Source organism: Calothrix sp. NIES-2100 (assembly GCF_963875285.1).
In the GTDB taxonomy this organism is placed as follows: Bacteria; Cyanobacteriota; Cyanobacteriia; order Cyanobacteriales; family Nostocaceae; genus Aulosira.
Genome location: NZ_CAWNLA010000001.1, coordinates 558,826 through 577,471, shown reverse-complemented (window position 1 = coordinate 577,471; position 18,646 = coordinate 558,826). Strand labels below are relative to the sequence as shown.

Below are 18,646 nucleotides of genomic sequence, written 5' to 3'. Positions count from 1 at the left end.
ATGAAAAAACAGCAGCGCCATCATGCATCACATCCAGCAGGATATGGATTTTTTTCCATCACCAACCAATTGCGGTATGGTTTAGTCCTGCTAGTAGTTATTGCCATGCTGCTGGTATCTGGTACATTAACTTATCTCAGCTTTCAAGCCCAAATGCAACAGTTAGAAGTTGCACAGCAGGAAATTTCCCAAGCTGCGGCGGCAAAAATTAATGCTTATATAGATGACTTACAGCGCAAACTCAGTTACTTAGCTAGAGTCCAAGGTTTAACAGATTTATCACCAGAAATCCAACAAAAATTTCTGGCTGCTTTAACTCGTCACCATAGCGCCTATGAAACAGTCGCAATTTTAGATAGTCAAGGAAAAGTTATTTCTGCTGTTTCTCCTTATGGACAATTTAAGGTTGATAAAATCACGCCAACTCCTGGGATTTTATCTGCGATCAAGCAAAAAGAAGATTTTGTTAGTCCCGTAGAAATAGATCCGGCGACAAAATTACCAATTGTGACTTTAGCAGTACCAATTCGCAACATAGCAGATGAAGTTAATGGGGTATTAATAGCGCGAATCAATCTCAAGTTTCTCCGGTTCTTTATCTATCAAACTCAAGTCGGTGAAACTGGTTATACTTATGTGATTGATAACCGAAATTTTCTCATTGCTGTCAAAGAAGAATATCGAGCATCTTTAAAACTGCGAGATTTATCCGCCCAGCCTTTTATAGAACAATTTCAGCGCTTCAATCGTGACAAATTTTTAGCTAAATATCGCGGTTTAAAAGGTGTAGAAGTCATCGGCGCTGTCTCACCTATTACTAGTTTAAGATGGCAAGTTGTCGTAGAACTGCCCGTAAATGAAGCTTATGCTCCCATTCGTCAAATGCTTTTAGTGATGGGTGTATTTATCTTCATCGCCACATTAGTTACTGTAGGCGTAGGTATTCGGTTTCAAAGGCAAATTGTTTTACCTTTAGAGCGATTAACCACAGCAGCAGCACGAATTAGTACAGGCGATTTGAATACTCAAATTAATGTTATACAGCGTAATGAAATGGGAGTTTTAGCCGCCACATTTAATCAAATGACTTTGCAATTACGCGAGCTAATTCAGGATTTAAGTCAAGAACGCAATTTTGTTTCCGCAGTTCTCGATACAGTTGGTGCTTTAGTCATAGTAGTTGATAGCCAAGGGCGAATTGCCCGCTTTAATCGGACTTTTGAGCAAATTAGTAAATATTCCTTTGCTGAAGTAGAAAATAAATTATTTTGGGATTTATTCCTAGTCCCGGAAGAACTAGAATTAGTAAAAACTGATTTTCAGAATCTCATCGCCGAGCAAACTCCCAAAATAACCGAAAGATATTTGTTAACCAAAGATAGAAAACAACGATTAATTTCTTGGTCTACAACTACGCTTTTAGATGATACTGGGAAAATCAGTTATGTTATCGGTACTGGTTTAGATATCACAGAACGCCGCCAAGCGGAAATCCAATTACGAGCCGGTGCAGAACGAGAGCGATTGATTGCAGAAATTGCTTTGAGAATTCTCTGGAGTCTGAATTTAGAAGCAATAATTAACATTACAGTTACAGAAGTGCGGCAATTTCTCCAAGCTGATAGAGTATTTATTAGTAACTTCAAGGATGATTTACATAAGAGAATTTTTGCTGAATCTTTAAACCAAGATTGGGAATCAATTGCAGATTTATTTACCACAGATCATGATTATCTTCAAGAAATTAAAATTCTATTTTCCCAAGGAGATATACAACAAATTGACGACATCTCCCACGCCAAAATTTCATCCAAGCGTGCGTACTACTTTACTAAATATCAAGTAAAAGCTTGTTTAACTGTACCAATTATGGTCAATAATGAGTTTTTTGGTACGTTAGTTGCTCATCAGTGTTCCAAAGTACGTCATTGGCAACAAGTAGAAATTGATTTATTACAACAATTAGCCACACAAGTAGCAATTGCGATTCAACAAGCAAAGCTTTTCCAAGAAATCCAGGCACTTAATGTGAATTTAGAGCGGAAAGTCGAAGCCAGAACCGCTCAATTGCAGCAAAAAATGATGGAATTACAAGATTTATATAAACGCCAAGATGAATTTTTACATGCTGTCTCCCATGATTTACGTACTCCAATTACCGGAACTCTGATGTTACTCAAACATTGGCAACAATCACCTATAGAAAATATCTCTTTACCGCGTCATATTTTAGACAGAATGATTGAGAGTGGTGAACGTCAACTGTATCTAATTAACTCATTATTAGAAACTCATGTGAGTGAAAGCCAGGGAATTACGCTACATTATGAACCTGTAAAAATAGCAGAGTTAGTCAACTCTATCGCTGAAGATTTAGAATCGTTATTAATAAAAAATCAAGCAAGTATTACTAATTTAGTATTATCTAATTTGCCGCTTGTCAATGCAGATACCTTGCAATTAAGGCGAGTATTTGAAAACTTAATTAGTAACGCTTTAAACCACAATCCCCCAGGATTAGAAATTACCTTAAAAGCAAACGTAGAAGGGGAAATGATTTGTTGTTTAGTACAGGATAATGGCGTGGGGATGAGCGAAGCACAAGGCGCACAAATATTTGAACGCTACGCGAGAGGCGATCGCGCTCGTTCTCTTGGTATTGGTCTAGGATTATACCTCTGTCGCCAAATTATCACTGCACATGGCGGCGAAATTGGAGTCCAGAGTAGTCCTGGTCAAGGCGCAACTTTTTGGTTTACCTTACCTTGTCATCACAGGGGCTAAGGATGATACGTTCGCTGTATATAGCGCTTCTGGTGTTGGATGCAATACAAAATTATATCCTAGCGTGTAGGGGCACGGCACTGCCGTGCCCTTACGTGTGTATTGGACTCAACCGATACCGTTATAATTGCTGAACAAAAAAAATTTACCTCGTCGCTGCTGGCTGGTGTAAGTTATTAACGGCGCTATATTTACGGACTTCCATGTAAAAAAATATTCCATTGCTATTTTCAACAGTCAACAGTCAACAGTCAACAGCTATAACAACCAACCTGCAAAACTACCGATTATTAGGGATTCCGTAGAGATACTAATGTCAAACTTTGTAAAAACTTGTTATTTTTACAATAGTTATTTATATAAATGCAAAAAATTTTATTAAAGAATATGCTAACTACTACCACCTCAAACCCAATGCAGTTAGAAACAGTCTTAGAGCATATATTTGCTATTCGGAGAATTACGCGCCACGATCAGCATCTTTTAATGTCAACATTGCTATCGAAAGAAGATTTGAACGAAGAAGAAAGGTTACAAATCAGCCGAGTTTTTGATGCTTTGCGACGAGGATTAATTAAAGTAGTCGATTAACAATCTGTATAGGTTAAAAAATTATTTAGCGTTGTAACGAATTATTGTTATGCTAACGTTATTGATTTACTTTAGCAATGAAAATTACAATTCAAGATTCTTGAGACAGGATTAAATTAAGTATATTCATTTCTTTTGATTGAAATATTTGATTTTCACTGAACAAGCTTTTACCTAATTTATCCATAGCACCACTATTAAAGACTACATAGGAAATATTGTGATAATTAGAGTCAATAGGCAAAATATTATATGCTAGAGCAAGTGAATAAACATACCGAGCTAAAATATCTCGGAAAGATGAATCACAAACTCTCTTTTGATTCTCAAAATACTCTTCAAAAGCTTGAAAAGATAAAAATGTTTGTATAGGTAAAGCGTAGTAACGCTCTGAAGAAAGTGAAGTTTGGCTTAGTTTTTGCGAACGTTCTAACTCACTGAAAAGTGTGCTAGCCAAGTTCATCAGCGAATAAGCTGCGCTCGTAATTTGTTTTGGATACCTTCCTGAAGTAACCAAAAGTTTCAATTTTTTTATAAAATCTTCATTACGCTCTCGATCTAAAATTTTTTCTAAATCGATATAATTAGTTTCTTTTACAAGTTTGTCTGATAGAGGCACAATCACTAAACTACCTCTAACGTAAGTTTTTTCAATAGGTGGGAGAGCCAGCAATTTATCAAGGCTACTTTCCATTTGTGATATAAATTTAAAACCTAGTGAAAAATAGGATACTTCTTGATTCTCGGATAATGAATTATTTTGATAATAAGGAGTAATCTCAGTTTTTTGAACAGAGAGCAATTCATACAAAGTTTGCTCTATATTTTGTAGTACCTGATCTTCAGGTCGCTTTTTAAACTCCTTACGAATTTCTCTTAATAATGTAGCTAATGAACCAATGAAGGTTTCACCTGCTTGGCTAATGGCTTTGCTACCTATAGGAATAATAACGTATCGCTTTCTACCTATTGCCCCTGAACCCATAATTCTGGTCATAATAGAAGCTTTTAAAATAATGAGAATATTTAGCACATTTAAGCAAGCTTCTTCTAGAGAAATTCTTGCAAGCTTTTCTGATTCAGAAAGGCTTAAATGCTTACCATTATCATCAAATTCTTTTGGGTAATATATCGCTTTGTCAGACAAGTAAAAAATCAAATTTTTCTCCCCTTTATCTAGTTCACCTCCTCTCCCACGGTATATTACTTGTATAATTTCCATCAAATTTTGCTCAATTTGAAACCCAGGAATCTGTACGAGAATGTGTTTTGTGTAAGGAAAAGATAAGCCACGAGATGCTGAAGCAGTCATAAAAACTACTTTGACTTGATTTTGATATTTCTGAATTTCCGCTTCTTCTTTTTCTGACAAGCTAGCGTGTATTTCTAGATACTCTTCATGAAGTATAAAGCTATGCCTTTCTTTAGAAATCTTACTAATTAATTGTTTAAGGCTATCTTTATTTTGAATATATACTATAATTTGCCCATCATTTAACTTCAGCAGCTTCAGAATATCCTCTTTAATTTTTTCAGATACCTTATTATCCAAAATTAAAGTGTCATCTGTTACCTTTTCTGAGCTTACTGACTGTATAAATATGTGATAATTAAATGTGAGCTTGGAAGCAGGATAAGAATTTGCATTAATTAGAGTAGAAGGCTTACCGAGAAATTCAAATTCATCAATTGATAAGCATTTACAAATTGAGTCTGCAACTTGACGAACAAATATTTTATCTCCCTGAGTTTGTTTGCTAGAAAGATGGCTATTAATTACTTCCTGTATCGTCAATGATGCATCAGATGTAATGACTTTAACATTGAAGCCATATTCAGGATTTAATAAATCATATTCTGCAATAAACTCTAAAATACCATGCAGAAAAGCCACTCCTTCTGGAGAACCTGTGATTTCGTCAATCATAATGAAAATATTTTTCATCCGACTAGCGATTTCTTTCATTTTTTTTGGGATAATCCCAGGAGGCTTACCTGATGAATTATAAGCACTGCTAAATATTCTGCCAAAATGTTTTAAAGTGTTACCATAGCGAGTTTCTTTAAGAGCTTGAATTGAAGCTGTAGCAATAATATTGTTAGGTAAATTAGGATTAGTGATACAGGTGTGAATTGCTTCACACAAACTTGCTAAAACTCCTGCTTGATTGCGGTTCTCGACTTGTACCAAGTTATCTGCATATCTAACCAAGTTGTTCGGAAGCTCTAGCACTTTTTCCTTTAAAGTGCTAGCATCCATAAATTTAACTTGTCCTATTTGATGTTCACCATTAAGTTGGTTGCTATAGTATTCAACAGCATAGCCACCAGCATAATCTAAGATTCTTTTGTTAGTATTAATACAAATTAAATTGTCAGCAACGAATTTTAAACTTGTTTCTTCTCTAAACTTCTCTATAATATCTCTATTAACCTGAATACGTGGACTGACATATATAAAAAGTGAACCTTCATCTAGCTGTTTAATAATTTGTTTTGCAACTGCGGTTGTCTTTCCAATTCCAGGATTTCCTGTCAAAAATAGAAATGATTTTTTGGCATTTGCAAGCGCTCGATTTATCAACTCTGCATGAGCATTTCTAACTTCTGTAGACTTTAGCTGTAGTGATTGCTGAATAGATTCAGGTACAATATCAGCAGTATTAAAAAAATCTCTGCCTGCCTCAAATATCTCTGTATTTTCGATATGATTAATTCTATCTTTTTCTGCTTCAACTATCTTTTTAACAAACTCTCTACCTTTTTGGAAGTTTTTACTAGCATTAATTTTGATAGTTTGCAATAATTGTCTGCGACTCTCATCAATTTCTTTGAAGTTTTTATATTTGTATATATCATAACAAGTTTCTAAAATATGTAGACTATCTTGACTGTCATTTTTTTCTTTAATTAACGCAATACCGTTAATCATCCGATCGCTATATCCGAAGCAATTAAATTTAACTGCTTCAGTTGCTAATAATTTACCTGATGACAATAAAAATTTATAAAAACTCCAGGCGTAACTACAAGCTTGAATAACTTTCATGGCTTCCTTATCTTTAGTTTTGAAAGCCGAAAAATATTTTTTTAATTCTTTAGAGTAGATATCATTAAGTTTGTTATTTTTATCGCTACTATTACCAGTATCAATACCAAGTCCGCAAAAATTAGACTTAGAACGCACATAATTCAATTCAGTACGCAATGATTCTTCTAAAATTTGAATATTATTTAAGTTAACTACAGAATGAATAGCTGAAGTTGTAAAAGTGGATAAGTCTACAACCAGAATTCGATACTTACCCGAATAACGCAGCAGTAGAAGAGTATCCGCTTTCAGAAATTCGCCAGTATCTTTATAGCGAATAATGTCTACATTTTCAAAACCTTGAGTCTGCAAAATTTCCTGATAAGCATCTATATCACTTTTATCTAAAATACCAAAAGCGTTTTCTGTATAAAAATCACATTGACAATAGAGAATTTCGATGTTGCTTTTCGTGTGCCAGCCAGTTGCTTCTATATACTCTCGAATAAAGCTATAGCCAGAAGTCCAACCTTTTTGAATAAATAATTTTATCCAATCACCAATAATATTTTGATGAGATTTATCTATGTAGTTCTTGGCTATAGCCTCTTGGATTTTATGCAGATATAACTTGCTCAAAGGTGTAAGATAAACATCGCCATAGGAATGTTGAAGATTGGAGTGTTTAAAGTAAGTTAAAATACCAATATTGAAACTTATCTCAAAGACCCGACCTAACTTGATACCTAAATTATTTGCCATTTTTATAATAAATAACTATCAGTTTTTGATTTTTAAAATACTTATCATATATTGGTAGTGTTATAGGTTTACCATTTTTCTCTCCTATAGGAGAAAATACTACTGGTAATGCTTTAATATTGGCAATTTCATATTTCATGGAAAAATCTTGTTTACCACCATCTGTAAAGTAGCGAACATCATCAAAAGTAAAAGTGACAGATAAAGAAGTCAGAGATTGCTCATTAACAGTAGGTGGCGTTACCTCGATATAAGCTAAAGCCTCTCTAGCTTTAGCCTCAGCTTTTGATTGGTTATCTTGCTTTAAATCAATGCGGAAAAAATTGTTACTATTGATAATTGTTGCGCTGGTTTTATTCAGGATTGCTTTGTTAATACATAATTGTACTGCTTTAGAAAAAGATGGTAGTATTTCTTTTTTCTCCAGAAAAGCTTTGAGTAGAGATTTTAAAGAGTCTACTCTCTGTCTCACTTGCCAATTATTGGAATTATTTATGAGATTTTTAATTTTGATTAATACGTTCTTTACTTCATTATCAGAAGTCTCACCAATTTTTAATTTTTGTAAAACTTCTGTCTCAAATTTAGGAATTGGATTATAATTTTTTTCATCTATTTTGCCATCTTCATCAATAGCAAAAATCAAATAATATAGACACGCTATCTTTAAAACTTTCTCTTTAAAATTTTTAGCTTTTACTGGATCTCTCAGTTGCTCATTGTGACGGGGGCTAGTAGGGTCAAGTTCAGTCATATAGTAATCCAATGCTGACTTTTCGTCATAGGCGTTTACAGCACCGTTAAGTTTAAGTCTCAAGCCTAAGTTAAATTCTTTAATACCTCTTTCCTTATCTATACTTTCTCCAATCGTACCTTCAAATTCAGTAATAATAGGAAGGATATCAAAGGCATTTGCTTGAGAAAATGCTGTCCGCAAATTAACTGGCTTATCTAATAAATAACTTACTTCAAAATGGGGATCTTCTAAATCTGGGTTATTTATATAATTTGACAGCAATCTCAGCCGATTAATCAAAGTTTCTAAACATTCAAAACCCTGTGAGTAAGAGTTACGTATATTAGTTTTTGCACATTCTCTTTTCAGGTAATCCAAATAGTCTATTTTGATATCTCGCAGCAGTCTTGGTAGAGATTCGGTATCTACTATTTTTCTTAGTTGGGTGATGTCAGATTTTTCTTGTTTTGATATATTATTTAAAATATCCGTCAATTCTTCCCAATCACCTGAATCCGGTTCAGTTATACTATCTATGTAGCTTTTAAGGCTATCTAACAACTGATTACTAAAGTTAGATATGCCTTCAAATTTGACATTTAAGTGATGAGCTTTGATTATTGAATCTGTTCCTCTGCGTCTCTCTTGAGCTAATCTATTCTCAATAATTAAGCGTTGAGATGTAAAACTATAGGGTTTTTGGAAAGGATAGTTAAAGGGTAAAGCAGGTTGAGTGCTATTAAAATCAGACAAGACTCTACAAAGGTTTTCTAAGCAAGCTTTAGTTCCTTTCTCTCCACAAGCAGTATCAAGTTGCTTTTTCAATTCATCTTTAATAGCTTTGATTTTAGAGTAGAAATCAGTTTCTGAGCTAAAATTTACGGTCGCAGCTTTAATACCAAAATCTTGGGGTAAAGGAATCTGTGGTCGCCCATCTGATTTTACAGCTATTGTGTAAGCAATATCATAAGCCTGAATCAACAGTCTATTGCCATCAGGAGAAAGCTTGAAAATATTTTTTTCTTTAAGTAACTTTAAAACCGCATCAAGTAACGGAGCATAGTCTAATTTTGCTAAGGGGTTGGAACTTTCTTCAATAGAATGTCTTGATGTCATAGTTTAATCTCTTTTCAGGCTAAGTATTTCAATTTTACGAATTTAGCAATTAGCAAGAGTTGAGCTATTGTACTGGTAAGTTAGTAAATAGTTTTTCGGCTTGGGTTTCTAAATTAATTGCGTGGAGATTGTACCCAACACCACTATCTGTGAGTCTCCCTACACCTCACTCTAAAAGATTGACTCGCCGACCAGCCACCAGCATAGTAAGCTGGTAAAATAGTGAGCTTGGCATCTTAGTTGATTTCTCACTAGTTTTAATTCAGCCATAGATGTAGCTTTAAAAGCTTACACTTATTTGGTGAATTATATAGTATATGTGTACCAAAAAAACATTTAGATAAAAAATTTAAAAAGCATTGAGAGACCCTTTCACAAAGGCAATCATCCTCGCTCAATAATTACAATTCTCAACACTTAAGTCCAACTTGCCTGGAGTAAAGCCATCAATCTGTCAACGCGGACAAATAATTTGGCAATCGACACTGTAGAGCGACAAATTATTTGACCACATCGACAAATTATTTGTCACATTAATACATTAGTGAACAATCCTTATATACCAATACTTTTCACCATTTGATAGCTAAGAAAGCTGTTTAGGTTGTCTGCCACAAATTATGTGTCATTTTTTTAGTAATCCGACACATTAAGCGTCATTTGTTAATTTGGCGAAAAATTAGCTGTCAATTCTTCACAGCTTTATAGTAGTATAAATGTACGTTAGTTTTTCACAAAAAAATTACATCTATGAGCGCTTTAGATGTAGATGACGATTTTGAACTGGAAGAAGATACCTACCTATTAGGTGATGAAGATGCAGACCTGTTCGATGACTCATCGGATGTAATACTTGTAAATGAGGATTACGATACTGCCGAAGAAGACAAATCGGTTGAGTTTTTGGATCAGAGATTTTTAGAGGATTCGGAACTCAGGCTTTCAGGTGAGCAAAGGCTCAAATTAGAAATTATTCGGAGTTTAGGTGAACCCTGCGATCGCAAAACTTATGGGCAAAAGTTGAAAGAAGCCGCCCAGAAGCTAGGAAAGTCGGAAAGAACGGTGAGACGCTTAGTTAAGGCTTGGCAAGAAAACGGTTTAGCCACCTTCGCAGAGACTGCTAGAGCAGATAAAGGACAAACCAGGAAAAGCGAATACTGGTATAACTTGACTGTTAAAACCTATAAAGCTCGCAATAAAGGCAGCGATCGCATGACCCGTACTCAGGTGGCAGAGAAAATAGCGATCAGAGCTTACGAGCTAGCTAAAAACGAATTGAAACAGGAGATATCAAAACTAGAGACACAGGGATTTAGAGGAGAAGAATTAGACTGGAAAGTCGATACGTTAATTAAAACTAAGGCTAAGACAGAAGGGTTTAATTATTGGCAGAAATACGGCAAGGCTCCCTGTGCAAGAACGGTAGAAAGATGGCTCAAACCACTGGAAGAGAAAAAGCATAAATCACGCACTAGCCGTAGCCCTGGATGGCATGGTTCCGAGCATGTGATCAAAACTCGTGATGATCAAGAAATATCGATTAAGTACAGCAATCAGGTGTGGCAAATTGACCATACTAAAGCTGACCTCTTATTAGTGGATGAGGATGGTGAGGAGATAGGCCGTCCTCAATTAACGACGGTAATAGATTGTTACTCTCGCTGCATTGTTGGATTGCGTCTAGGGTTTGCTGCACCCAGTTCTCAAGTTGTAGCTTTGGCGTTGCGTAATGCAATTATGCCGAAACGGTACGGTTCAGAGTACGAACTCAGATGTAAGTGGAGTGCTTACGGTGTACCTAGATATGTTTATACAGATGGTGGTAAAGACTTTCGCTCAAAACATTTAGTGGAATGGATTGCTAATGAATTAGATTTTGAACCCATCCTGCGAAGCCAACCTTCAGATGGTGGTATTGTAGAACGACCTTTTAGAACCATGAGTGGGCTACTTTCTGAAATGCCGGGTTATACGGGGTCAAGTGTCAAAGACCGTCCAGAGGGAGCTGAAAAAAAAGCTTGTATAAGTCTTCCTGAACTAGAAAAACTAATTGTTGGATACATTGTCGATAGCTATAATCAAAAACCTGATGCCCGGAGTCAAGCTAATCCTTTCACTCCAAAACAAAGTCGGATTGAGCGTTGGGAGAAAGGGCTGCAAATGCCTCCTACTTTGCTGAACGATAGAGAACTTGACATTTGTTTAATGAAGGCAGCAGAACGGGTTGTGTATGACAATGGGTATCTCAATTTTTCTGGTCTTCGTTATAGGGGAGAAAATTTAGGGGCTTACGCAGGCGAAAAAGTTATCTTAAGGTTCGACCCAAGAGATATCACTATGGTACTAGTATATGGTCGCACAAATAATAAAGAAATATTTTTAGCCCGTGCTTATGCTGTTGGTTTAGAAGCAGAAAGATTGTCAATTGAGGAAGTTAAATACGCACGTAAGAAAGCAGAAAATAGTGGAAAAGGCATTAATAACATTGCAATTTTAGAAGAGGCTATTAGACGCAGAAACTTTTTGGACAAGAAAAAAAATAAGACTAAAGCTGAACGTCGCCGTTCTGAAGAAAAACGGGTAGAGCAAATACCACAAGTTTTGAAAGATAAGAAACCTGAACAAGTAGAGAGTTTCAATTCCCAACCCGAAGCTGATGAGTCTATAGAAAAATTGGATTTAAAATCCTTGCGTGAAGAGCTAGGGTTGTAGACTATGACTAACGAAGAAATACAGCAAGAGATTGAGCGTCTTAGACAGCCAGATATTTTAAACATTGAACAGGTAAAAAGATTTGGTGCTTGGTTAGATGAAAGGCGAAAGTTACGAAAACCTGGTAGAGCAGTAGGAGATTCAGGTTTGGGCAAAACTACAGCTTCTCTTTTTTATACCTACCAAAACAGAGCGGTTAAAATTCCAAATCAAAACCCGGTGGTTCCTGTATTATACGTAGAGTTGACAGGTAGTTCTTGCAGCCCATCGCTTTTGTTTAAAACAATTATTGAAACTCTAAAATTTAAGGCGAAAGGTGGTAATGAGACTCAGCTAAGAGAGAGAGCATGGTATTTTATTAAACAATGTAAAGTGGAAGTATTGATTATTGATGAGGCGCATAGGCTTCAATTTAAAACACTGGCAGATGTTAGAGACTTATTCGATAAGGTGAAGATTGTTCCCGTATTAGTGGGAACAAGTAGCCGACTAGATACTTTGATTAGTAAAGATGAACAGGTAGCTGGACGTTTTGCTTCTTATTTCAGTTTTGAAAAACTTTCGGGTGCTAACTTTATAAAAATACTCAAGATTTGGGAACAGCAAATTCTGAGATTACCTGAGCCATCAAATTTAGCAGATAGTCAAGAAATCATCACTATTTTACAGGAAAAAACGTCTGGACAAATTAGATTGTTAGACCAAATTCTTAGAGATGCAGCAGTTAAAGCATTAGAATCTGGTGTTAACAAAATAGACAAGTCACTTTTGGATAGTATTGAAGGTGATTATTCATTAGTAGGAAGTTAAAAGTTATATCAGAAAAATTAATAACTAAGATGTGCAACGAAATCTATAATTTTGAAGCTTGGATAAATATAGTTGAACCATTCCCAGGGGAAAGTATAAGTCACTTTTTAGGTCGTTTTGAAAGGGCTAATTTACTAACGGGATATCAAATTGGTAAAGAAGCTGGAGTTGGTGCGATAGTAACAAGATGGAAAAAACTTTACCTAAATCCATTCCCAACTCAACAAGAATTAGAAGCATTAGCAAACTTTGTTGAGGTGGCAACCGAAAAACTTAAGGAGATGCTGCCAGTCAAGGGGATGACTATGAAGCCCCGCCCAATTAAATTATGTGCCGCTTGCTATGCAGAACAACCTTACCACCGCATTGAGTGGCAGTATAAGGATAAACTGAAATGCGATCGCCACAATTTACGCTTGTTAACCAAATGTACTAACTGTCAGACTCCCTTTCCAATTCCTGCTGATTGGGTGGAAGGAAAATGTTCTCATTGTTCTTTGCGTTTTGCAACAATGGCGAAACGTCAGAAACCTCGCTAAGAAATATGCTGCTGACTTTCCTCTAGGAGAAATAGTCCTTACTAGCTCCGCAGCATCACCATATTTTCATCAAGACCCTGGCAGAAAAATTCTAGTCTTTGATTTTTTTCTAAATCTCTCAGGTTGATGGGGCTGACGATAAATGGAAATAATGCAGGGGTTTGGCTAATTACACCTAAAGCTTGGGAATTAGAATTACTGGAAATTAAAATTGCTTCTATTAGCCATGCTATCAGTCTCCTGTTATCGACTAATTGCACTGTTGCTGGCTGATATATACCTTTTTCTTTAGTGTCTTGTAAGACTCCCCAATCGACAAAGCAACGCAGTAAACGTTGAGTTGCGCGTGATACTGTTTCTCTTTCACCTAACTGTTCTTTGATGCGTCTTTGCACCGAAGCAGCGGCAAATAAACCCTGTAATCTGATTAATCGTCCAACATTTTCTGCAACAGTCCTAAAAAATGGGTAAACAGCCATAGCCATACCCCAATGTATGACTATATGTTGATTAGATGGGCTGATTCTTAAAAGTTCCAAAGCTTCATTTCGCAAAGGTTCTAGGTTTGCTGGCACTCCCACCCAGATTTTCAGCAGTATTGAAATAGTTTTTCTGCGTCCGCTAGATTTACTTTTACTGCCAACAGAGACTTTATCTTGTAAGAATTCATCAAGCGCGGTTTGAATTTCTGAGCGTGTAGAACCAGCTAAAAGAAGGTTGGCTGTGAGTTCCAACCAATTTAGCTGAATACGCTGACTAAAACCAACTTCTACCCGCCTGCTCATTTGGATCAAACTGAAACGCTAATAAATGGTACTACTAACTCCTCAACAGAAATACCACCATGTGCAACAATTTGTTTCCCTTCTTGAATGAAAGCTTGGCGAGTGGGTGCTAAAAGCGGTAAATATTTTTCTGGTAATCCTAAAGGTTGCCACTCAATTGCGTTGGGGAACTCACTTTTAAGCTTTGCCCTCAAGGTAGGATCTGAGTATATTCTCACTCTTTCTCCACGTAAATCAGCGATCGCACCTTCTCTAGGCTGTCCGATACCAGTTGCCTCAATGTTACCGTGGTCAGATGTCAGAAAAATTTTAAATTTTTCCTCCAGCAGAAGGTCTAACAAATTCGCCATCCAACGCAGTTCTGCCCATTGGCGTACTTGGTTGTGCATCCCCGCAGTACCAAGTTGTATTCCGTGCATGATTTTATCGACTTTATCCACCACCAAACCTATCACCCGTAATCTGGGGGATAGTTTCTGTTCTACCAACGAAACACTATCTGCTTCGCCCAGACCTTTAGCATAGGCAACTTCAGCCAGATTTAAGCCTTGAGCAGTCCAAAATTGTTTCCAGAGAGATTCTTCCTTAGCTGTGGTTTCTAGGCTACTGGGAAAAAGAATTGGAGCTTTCCCTGCAAATATTGCTTGCCTAGAGATGGAAGTGATGGTTGGTAGCCATGCAAATACTGTTTCATCGCGGAAATTTAACTGAGGACGTTGTGCAAGCAGCACATCTTTCAGGACTAACCACTGGTCTAAAGCTAGACCATCTAATACTACTAATGCTACTTTATTGGTTTTTGATGCTTCCAAATACCGTGCTAGAAAACGCGGAATTTGGTGTAACATTACAGGCGGAATTGGTGGCTGATTGTAAAGTGTGCCATAGCGGGAATTTACCCAGCTAAAAAAAGTATTGTCTACCTTTTCTTGGAGCGTGAGAAACTGAGCGTGAAAATCTAATATCTTGTCTTGATGCCACAAAACTATCAATTTTGCCCAAGCTTTACCAAAATTTAGCCAATCTTGGTACTTAGCATCATTGGGAGGAATGGATGAATCTAGAGATTCTAATAAACCTTGTAAGCGTCTGTGTTGGTCAGCTTGTGGGTCAAAACTCAAACCTACTTTTATCCAAGAATTTAGCTCCAAGCTTGTGGTTGTTATTTTTAGTTTGTCAGCGTCTATAGGCTGGAGATAACCTTCTAAAAAAAGATGGTTGATGTAAACGCGAATATCGTGATTATCGAAGGGCAATTTAGTTGCAGTGGCATAAGTACCAGTTGCTTCAGAAACTTGGTTTGACTTTACTAGGTTCTGACGAACGAATTCTGGCCAAGCTTGCTGCAAAAAGGTAAAGAAGGCTTGGCGATCGCGAATAATTGTTTCTAGGGGTAAGCTGGAAAATAACTGGCGATCGCTTAGAGTTTGAATGAAGCGATCGCATAAAATCTCTGGTAATATTTGTCCTCGATAGTGCCAGCGTAAAAGAATTAGTAGTAAATCCGATGTTTGCTGTATTAAGTCGGGATCAATGTTGTAAACATAACGCAGAACAAAATCCTTAGTAGCATTTTCCCCTAATGGTGCTGGGTTATGTTGTACCTGTGCTTGATATAGTGCATCAAAATCGCTGCGGTCTAGGGAATTAACTACGCTGTAGCTAAGATTGGGAAATAAACTGCCTATACTGAAAGCAAGCTGTCGTCCTGATTTTACTAGGTCGTAGGGCAACGAGCGTAACTCTTGTGTCTCTTTATTTACAACAATAACTAAATCTAAGGCTGCACCTTGTTCTTGCTGGGGACGATATTGGGATTCGTAGATGTAGCGGAAGGCGATCGCATCCTCAAAATGGATTATTTCAAAACCTCTGTCTTGTATTTTTTGCAGCATTTCTGCTTCCGTTAGCAAACCGTCTGGATCTGCAACTAATGTCAGATTTGCCACCTGTGGTGTAAATTCTTGTAAAATTTGGTCACGCCAGTTCACGAATAATTCTCCACCCGCATTAGCAACAAGGGTATCAATTCCGGTGTAATTTCAGATTTTTGTTGCATCGCTTTACGCCATGTTTGTTCTTCTTGGGCTAGCTGTGTCAATCTGTAATCTCTCACTTGAGGCAGTCCAATACGTTCTATCGCACGTCTTCGGGCTGCAAAAGCGTACATATTTTTTTCACGTTCTTTCTCAAGCTGTTGGTGATGTTTTCGTAGCAGTTCCTCATAAATGCCCTTACCTTGAACTAATGCTGTTTCCCAGACTATGCCAAATGCTTTTGTTGCCTCTTCTCCACTGAGATGATTTTGAATTTCTACTTTCTCTGTTAATAATTGTTCCCAAATATAACGGGCTGTAGGTAAGAAAACTCGTCCATCATCATTAAGAAATAAGGCCATCATCCTTTGCTGATTCCAATCTTCGGTATATATGGCAATTCGCCACAGTGACCAAAATCCTTGGACATCTCTTGGTAAGCCTGGGATGGAAATATAAGGTATGGGTTGCCCTTCGGCGAAACAAGTTTTCGCCATGACCATGCCTCGAATTCGGGAATCTTCTAAAGTTAAGTGTTGGGCATTGGCTGCGGCTGTTGTTTCTGTTGCATTAAACACAACGTTTTTTAACTGTTCACCTGTGGGTAAGGTTAAATTCCAAGTTTCACCTTGTTTTTTAGCTATGCCACCATGCGATCGCAAGTAATTGATGGTCATTTGTTCAACCCAGTGGGAAATTGGATGATCTATAAGTTGTTGTGCGGCGGTGGGGTCTAGTTCCTCATTTGTTTGGTAAATTGCTGTACTTTCTTTGGCTACTACAAGCTGCTGTTGTACTCGACTAACAACTTCTTGAACTTTGGTATCTAAAATTTCTGGGTTGATCAGGGTTTCGATGTACAAGTCGTCAAATATCTGTCCAGCTTGTGCTGAATCCAACACATCGCCAGTTTTATCTACACCAAATTCGTTAAGAATGACCGCCAGCTTTTCTTCCAGTACCTCACGGACGCGGTATTCTACCGTATCTTCAAACACAAAGTTCAAAGCGCGGACAGTGTAAGTTTGCCCAATCCTGTCTACCCTACCAATGCGCTGTTCCAATCGCATGGGGTTCCAGGGAATATCGTAATTGACTACTACGTGGCAGAACTGCAAGTTTAATCCTTCCCCACCTGCATCAGTAGAAATCAAAATGCGAATGTCTTTGGCAAAGGATTCTTGAACTTGTTTGCGTTCCTCCATCCCCATTGAACCATTGAGACAAACTACGGAAATACCACGCTGAGTTAAAAATTCCCTAAGCATCTGTTGGGTAGGGACAAATTCAGTAAAAATCAGAACTTTGATGTCAGGGTCGCTTTCTTCCTGTTGCAGTCGATAGATCCAGTCTAGTAACTCTTCCGCCTTGGGGTCTGCACCTGCGGCTTCTGTCAGTTTGGCTGCTTCTAGTAATAGTTCCACCTCAGCTTTTTCGTTTTTAAATGCTTTCAGTCGGGTTGTCAGCAATGAATCTACTTGTTCCTGTCCGTCCATTTCTGACCATTCCTCTGCGGCAAACATGGGGAAGAGGGTTAGTTGTTCTTCTGGTTCGCGCAAGGCTTCTAACCGCCTTTCTAAAGTAGTGCGAATGGCATGGGTAGAGGATGTTACTAACCGTTGCATCAAAATCATTAGAAAGCCAACATAACTTTTTTTCTGCTTTAATGCTTGGTTGTAACCTTCACGCACGTAGTCGGTAACGGCTTCGTAAAGTTGGCGATGCTGGCGATGTTTTGCTGACCAAGAAACTGGTATAAGCTGAGTTTGTCTTGGTTTAAATAACGGTTCTCCTTGGGCATTTATGGCACGGCGTTTTTCGGTACGAATAACGTAAGGTTGTACCCGTTCTCGTGTAATGCTGGAAATGTCGGGAAAGGCGACAGGATCTAACAGAGAAACCAGACGATAAAAAGCATCAGTTTTGCCTTGATGGGGTGTGGCGGAAAGGAGTAACAAGTAAGGTGCGGCTTCAGCCAGTCCTTGACCAAGTTTATAACGGGCAACTTGGTCGGTACTACCGCCTAAACGATGGGCTTCGTCTACTATGACTAAATCCCAAGCTGCGGCGATTAAATCTTCAAAGCGATCGCGGTTATATTCTGCTAGTTGTTCTTTTGTCCAGCCCCGGCGTTTATCCATTGGTTTTACTGAATCCATTGGACAAACTACTTGGTTAAAGCGATTCCAAGGGTTTTGGTTTTCTGGATTGGTATACAGACGCTGCAAAGTTTTGATGTCTTCAGGAAGGAGTAATTGAAATTCTTCGTTAAAATGCACCCGCATTTCGCTTACCCACTGGCTGACTAAACCTTTAGGGGCGACTATCAAAATACGTCGCACCATTCCCCGCAGTTTCAGTTCCCGCATAATTAGCCCAGCTTCTATGGTTTTCCCCAGCCCAACTTCATCAGCCAAGAGGTAGCGGACGCTATTACTAGAAACTGCTTTTGATAATGCTTTGATTTGATGCGGTAAGGGAATAACTGTGGATTCAATTGGTGCTAGGAGTACATCTTGAGTTAGCGCATCTGCAATGCGGGCGGATGTGGCAATGTAGGTGATACCTGCTGGAGTGGTGATTCCTGCATCGGCTAGGGGTTTGAGTTTGTCTGCGGAAACACGGATGACAGTATCTTGGTTGGGTAGCCAGATGCGATGGAAAATATTGCCCCAAAGTGTTTGGGTTTCAATGATTTTGCATATTTGGCGATGTTCTTCACTCCACAACCAAGTGCCATTCAT

The 18,646-nt window shown here is 37.7% G+C and carries 10 protein-coding genes; 5 read left to right on the top strand and 5 right to left on the bottom strand.

The genetic code is table 11. The features are described 5' to 3' along the window. Nucleotides 1-2,784 (top strand): cache domain-containing protein, encoded by a 2,784-nt coding sequence (locus AACU32_RS02210; RefSeq protein WP_096597431.1) that lies wholly within the window; start codon nt 1-3, stop codon nt 2,782-2,784. A gap of 387 nt (nt 2,785-3,171) precedes the next feature. Then, a complete protein-coding gene (locus AACU32_RS02205) occupies nt 3,172-3,375 on the top strand; it encodes a hypothetical protein (protein WP_096607825.1) in 204 nt (67 codons plus the stop codon). A gap of 91 nt (nt 3,376-3,466) precedes the next feature. Here the strand turns inward: AACU32_RS02205 and AACU32_RS02200 are convergent, their stop codons facing one another. Then, a complete protein-coding gene (locus AACU32_RS02200) occupies nt 3,467-7,168 on the bottom strand; it encodes a helicase-related protein (protein ID WP_096597429.1) in 3,702 nt (1,233 codons plus the stop codon). Then, a complete protein-coding gene (locus AACU32_RS02195; protein WP_096597427.1) occupies nt 7,158-9,020 on the bottom strand; it encodes a hypothetical protein in 1,863 nt (620 codons plus the stop codon). Before AACU32_RS02195 ends, AACU32_RS02200 begins: the two co-directional genes overlap by 11 nt. A 750-nt stretch (nt 9,021-9,770) precedes the next feature. Between AACU32_RS02195 and AACU32_RS02190 the strand changes: the two genes are divergently transcribed. From AACU32_RS02190 to AACU32_RS02180, 3 genes are read left to right on the top strand one after another with little or no spacing between them, the layout of a single operon-like run. Then, nucleotides 9,771-11,732 carry a Mu transposase C-terminal domain-containing protein gene (locus tag AACU32_RS02190; RefSeq protein ID WP_096597425.1) on the top strand — a complete coding sequence of 654 codons (1,962 nt, stop codon included), beginning with the start codon at nt 9,771-9,773 and terminating at the stop codon, nt 11,730-11,732. A 3-nt stretch (nt 11,733-11,735) separates the two neighbouring features. After that, nucleotides 11,736-12,542 carry a TniB family NTP-binding protein gene (locus tag AACU32_RS02185; protein ID WP_096597423.1) on the top strand — a complete coding sequence of 269 codons (807 nt, stop codon included), beginning with the start codon at nt 11,736-11,738 and terminating at the stop codon, nt 12,540-12,542. Nucleotides 12,543-12,571: 29 nt separating this feature from the next. After that, complete coding sequence (locus AACU32_RS02180; protein ID WP_096597421.1) at nt 12,572-13,081, top strand: TniQ family protein; 510 nt, start codon at nt 12,572-12,574, stop codon at nt 13,079-13,081. Nucleotides 13,082-13,122: 41 nt separating this feature from the next. Here AACU32_RS02180 and AACU32_RS02175 read toward each other — a convergent pair whose 3' ends face one another. Genes AACU32_RS02175 through AACU32_RS02165 form a run of 3 tightly spaced genes read right to left on the bottom strand, consistent with a single transcriptional unit; the run spans nt 13,123 to nt 18,646 of the window. Then, nucleotides 13,123-13,866 carry a hypothetical protein gene (locus tag AACU32_RS02175; protein ID WP_096607824.1) on the bottom strand — a complete coding sequence of 248 codons (744 nt, stop codon included), beginning with the start codon at nt 13,864-13,866 and terminating at the stop codon, nt 13,123-13,125. A 5-nt stretch (nt 13,867-13,871) separates the two neighbouring features. Further along, a complete protein-coding gene (gene pglZ, locus AACU32_RS02170) occupies nt 13,872-15,857 on the bottom strand; it encodes a BREX-3 system phosphatase PglZ (RefSeq protein WP_096597419.1) in 1,986 nt (661 codons plus the stop codon). Next, on the bottom strand, nt 15,854-18,646 hold the full coding sequence (locus AACU32_RS02165; protein WP_096597417.1) for a DEAD/DEAH box helicase: 2,793 nt from the start codon (nt 18,644-18,646) through the stop codon (nt 15,854-15,856). The genes pglZ and AACU32_RS02165 overlap by 4 nt, the downstream gene beginning before the upstream one ends.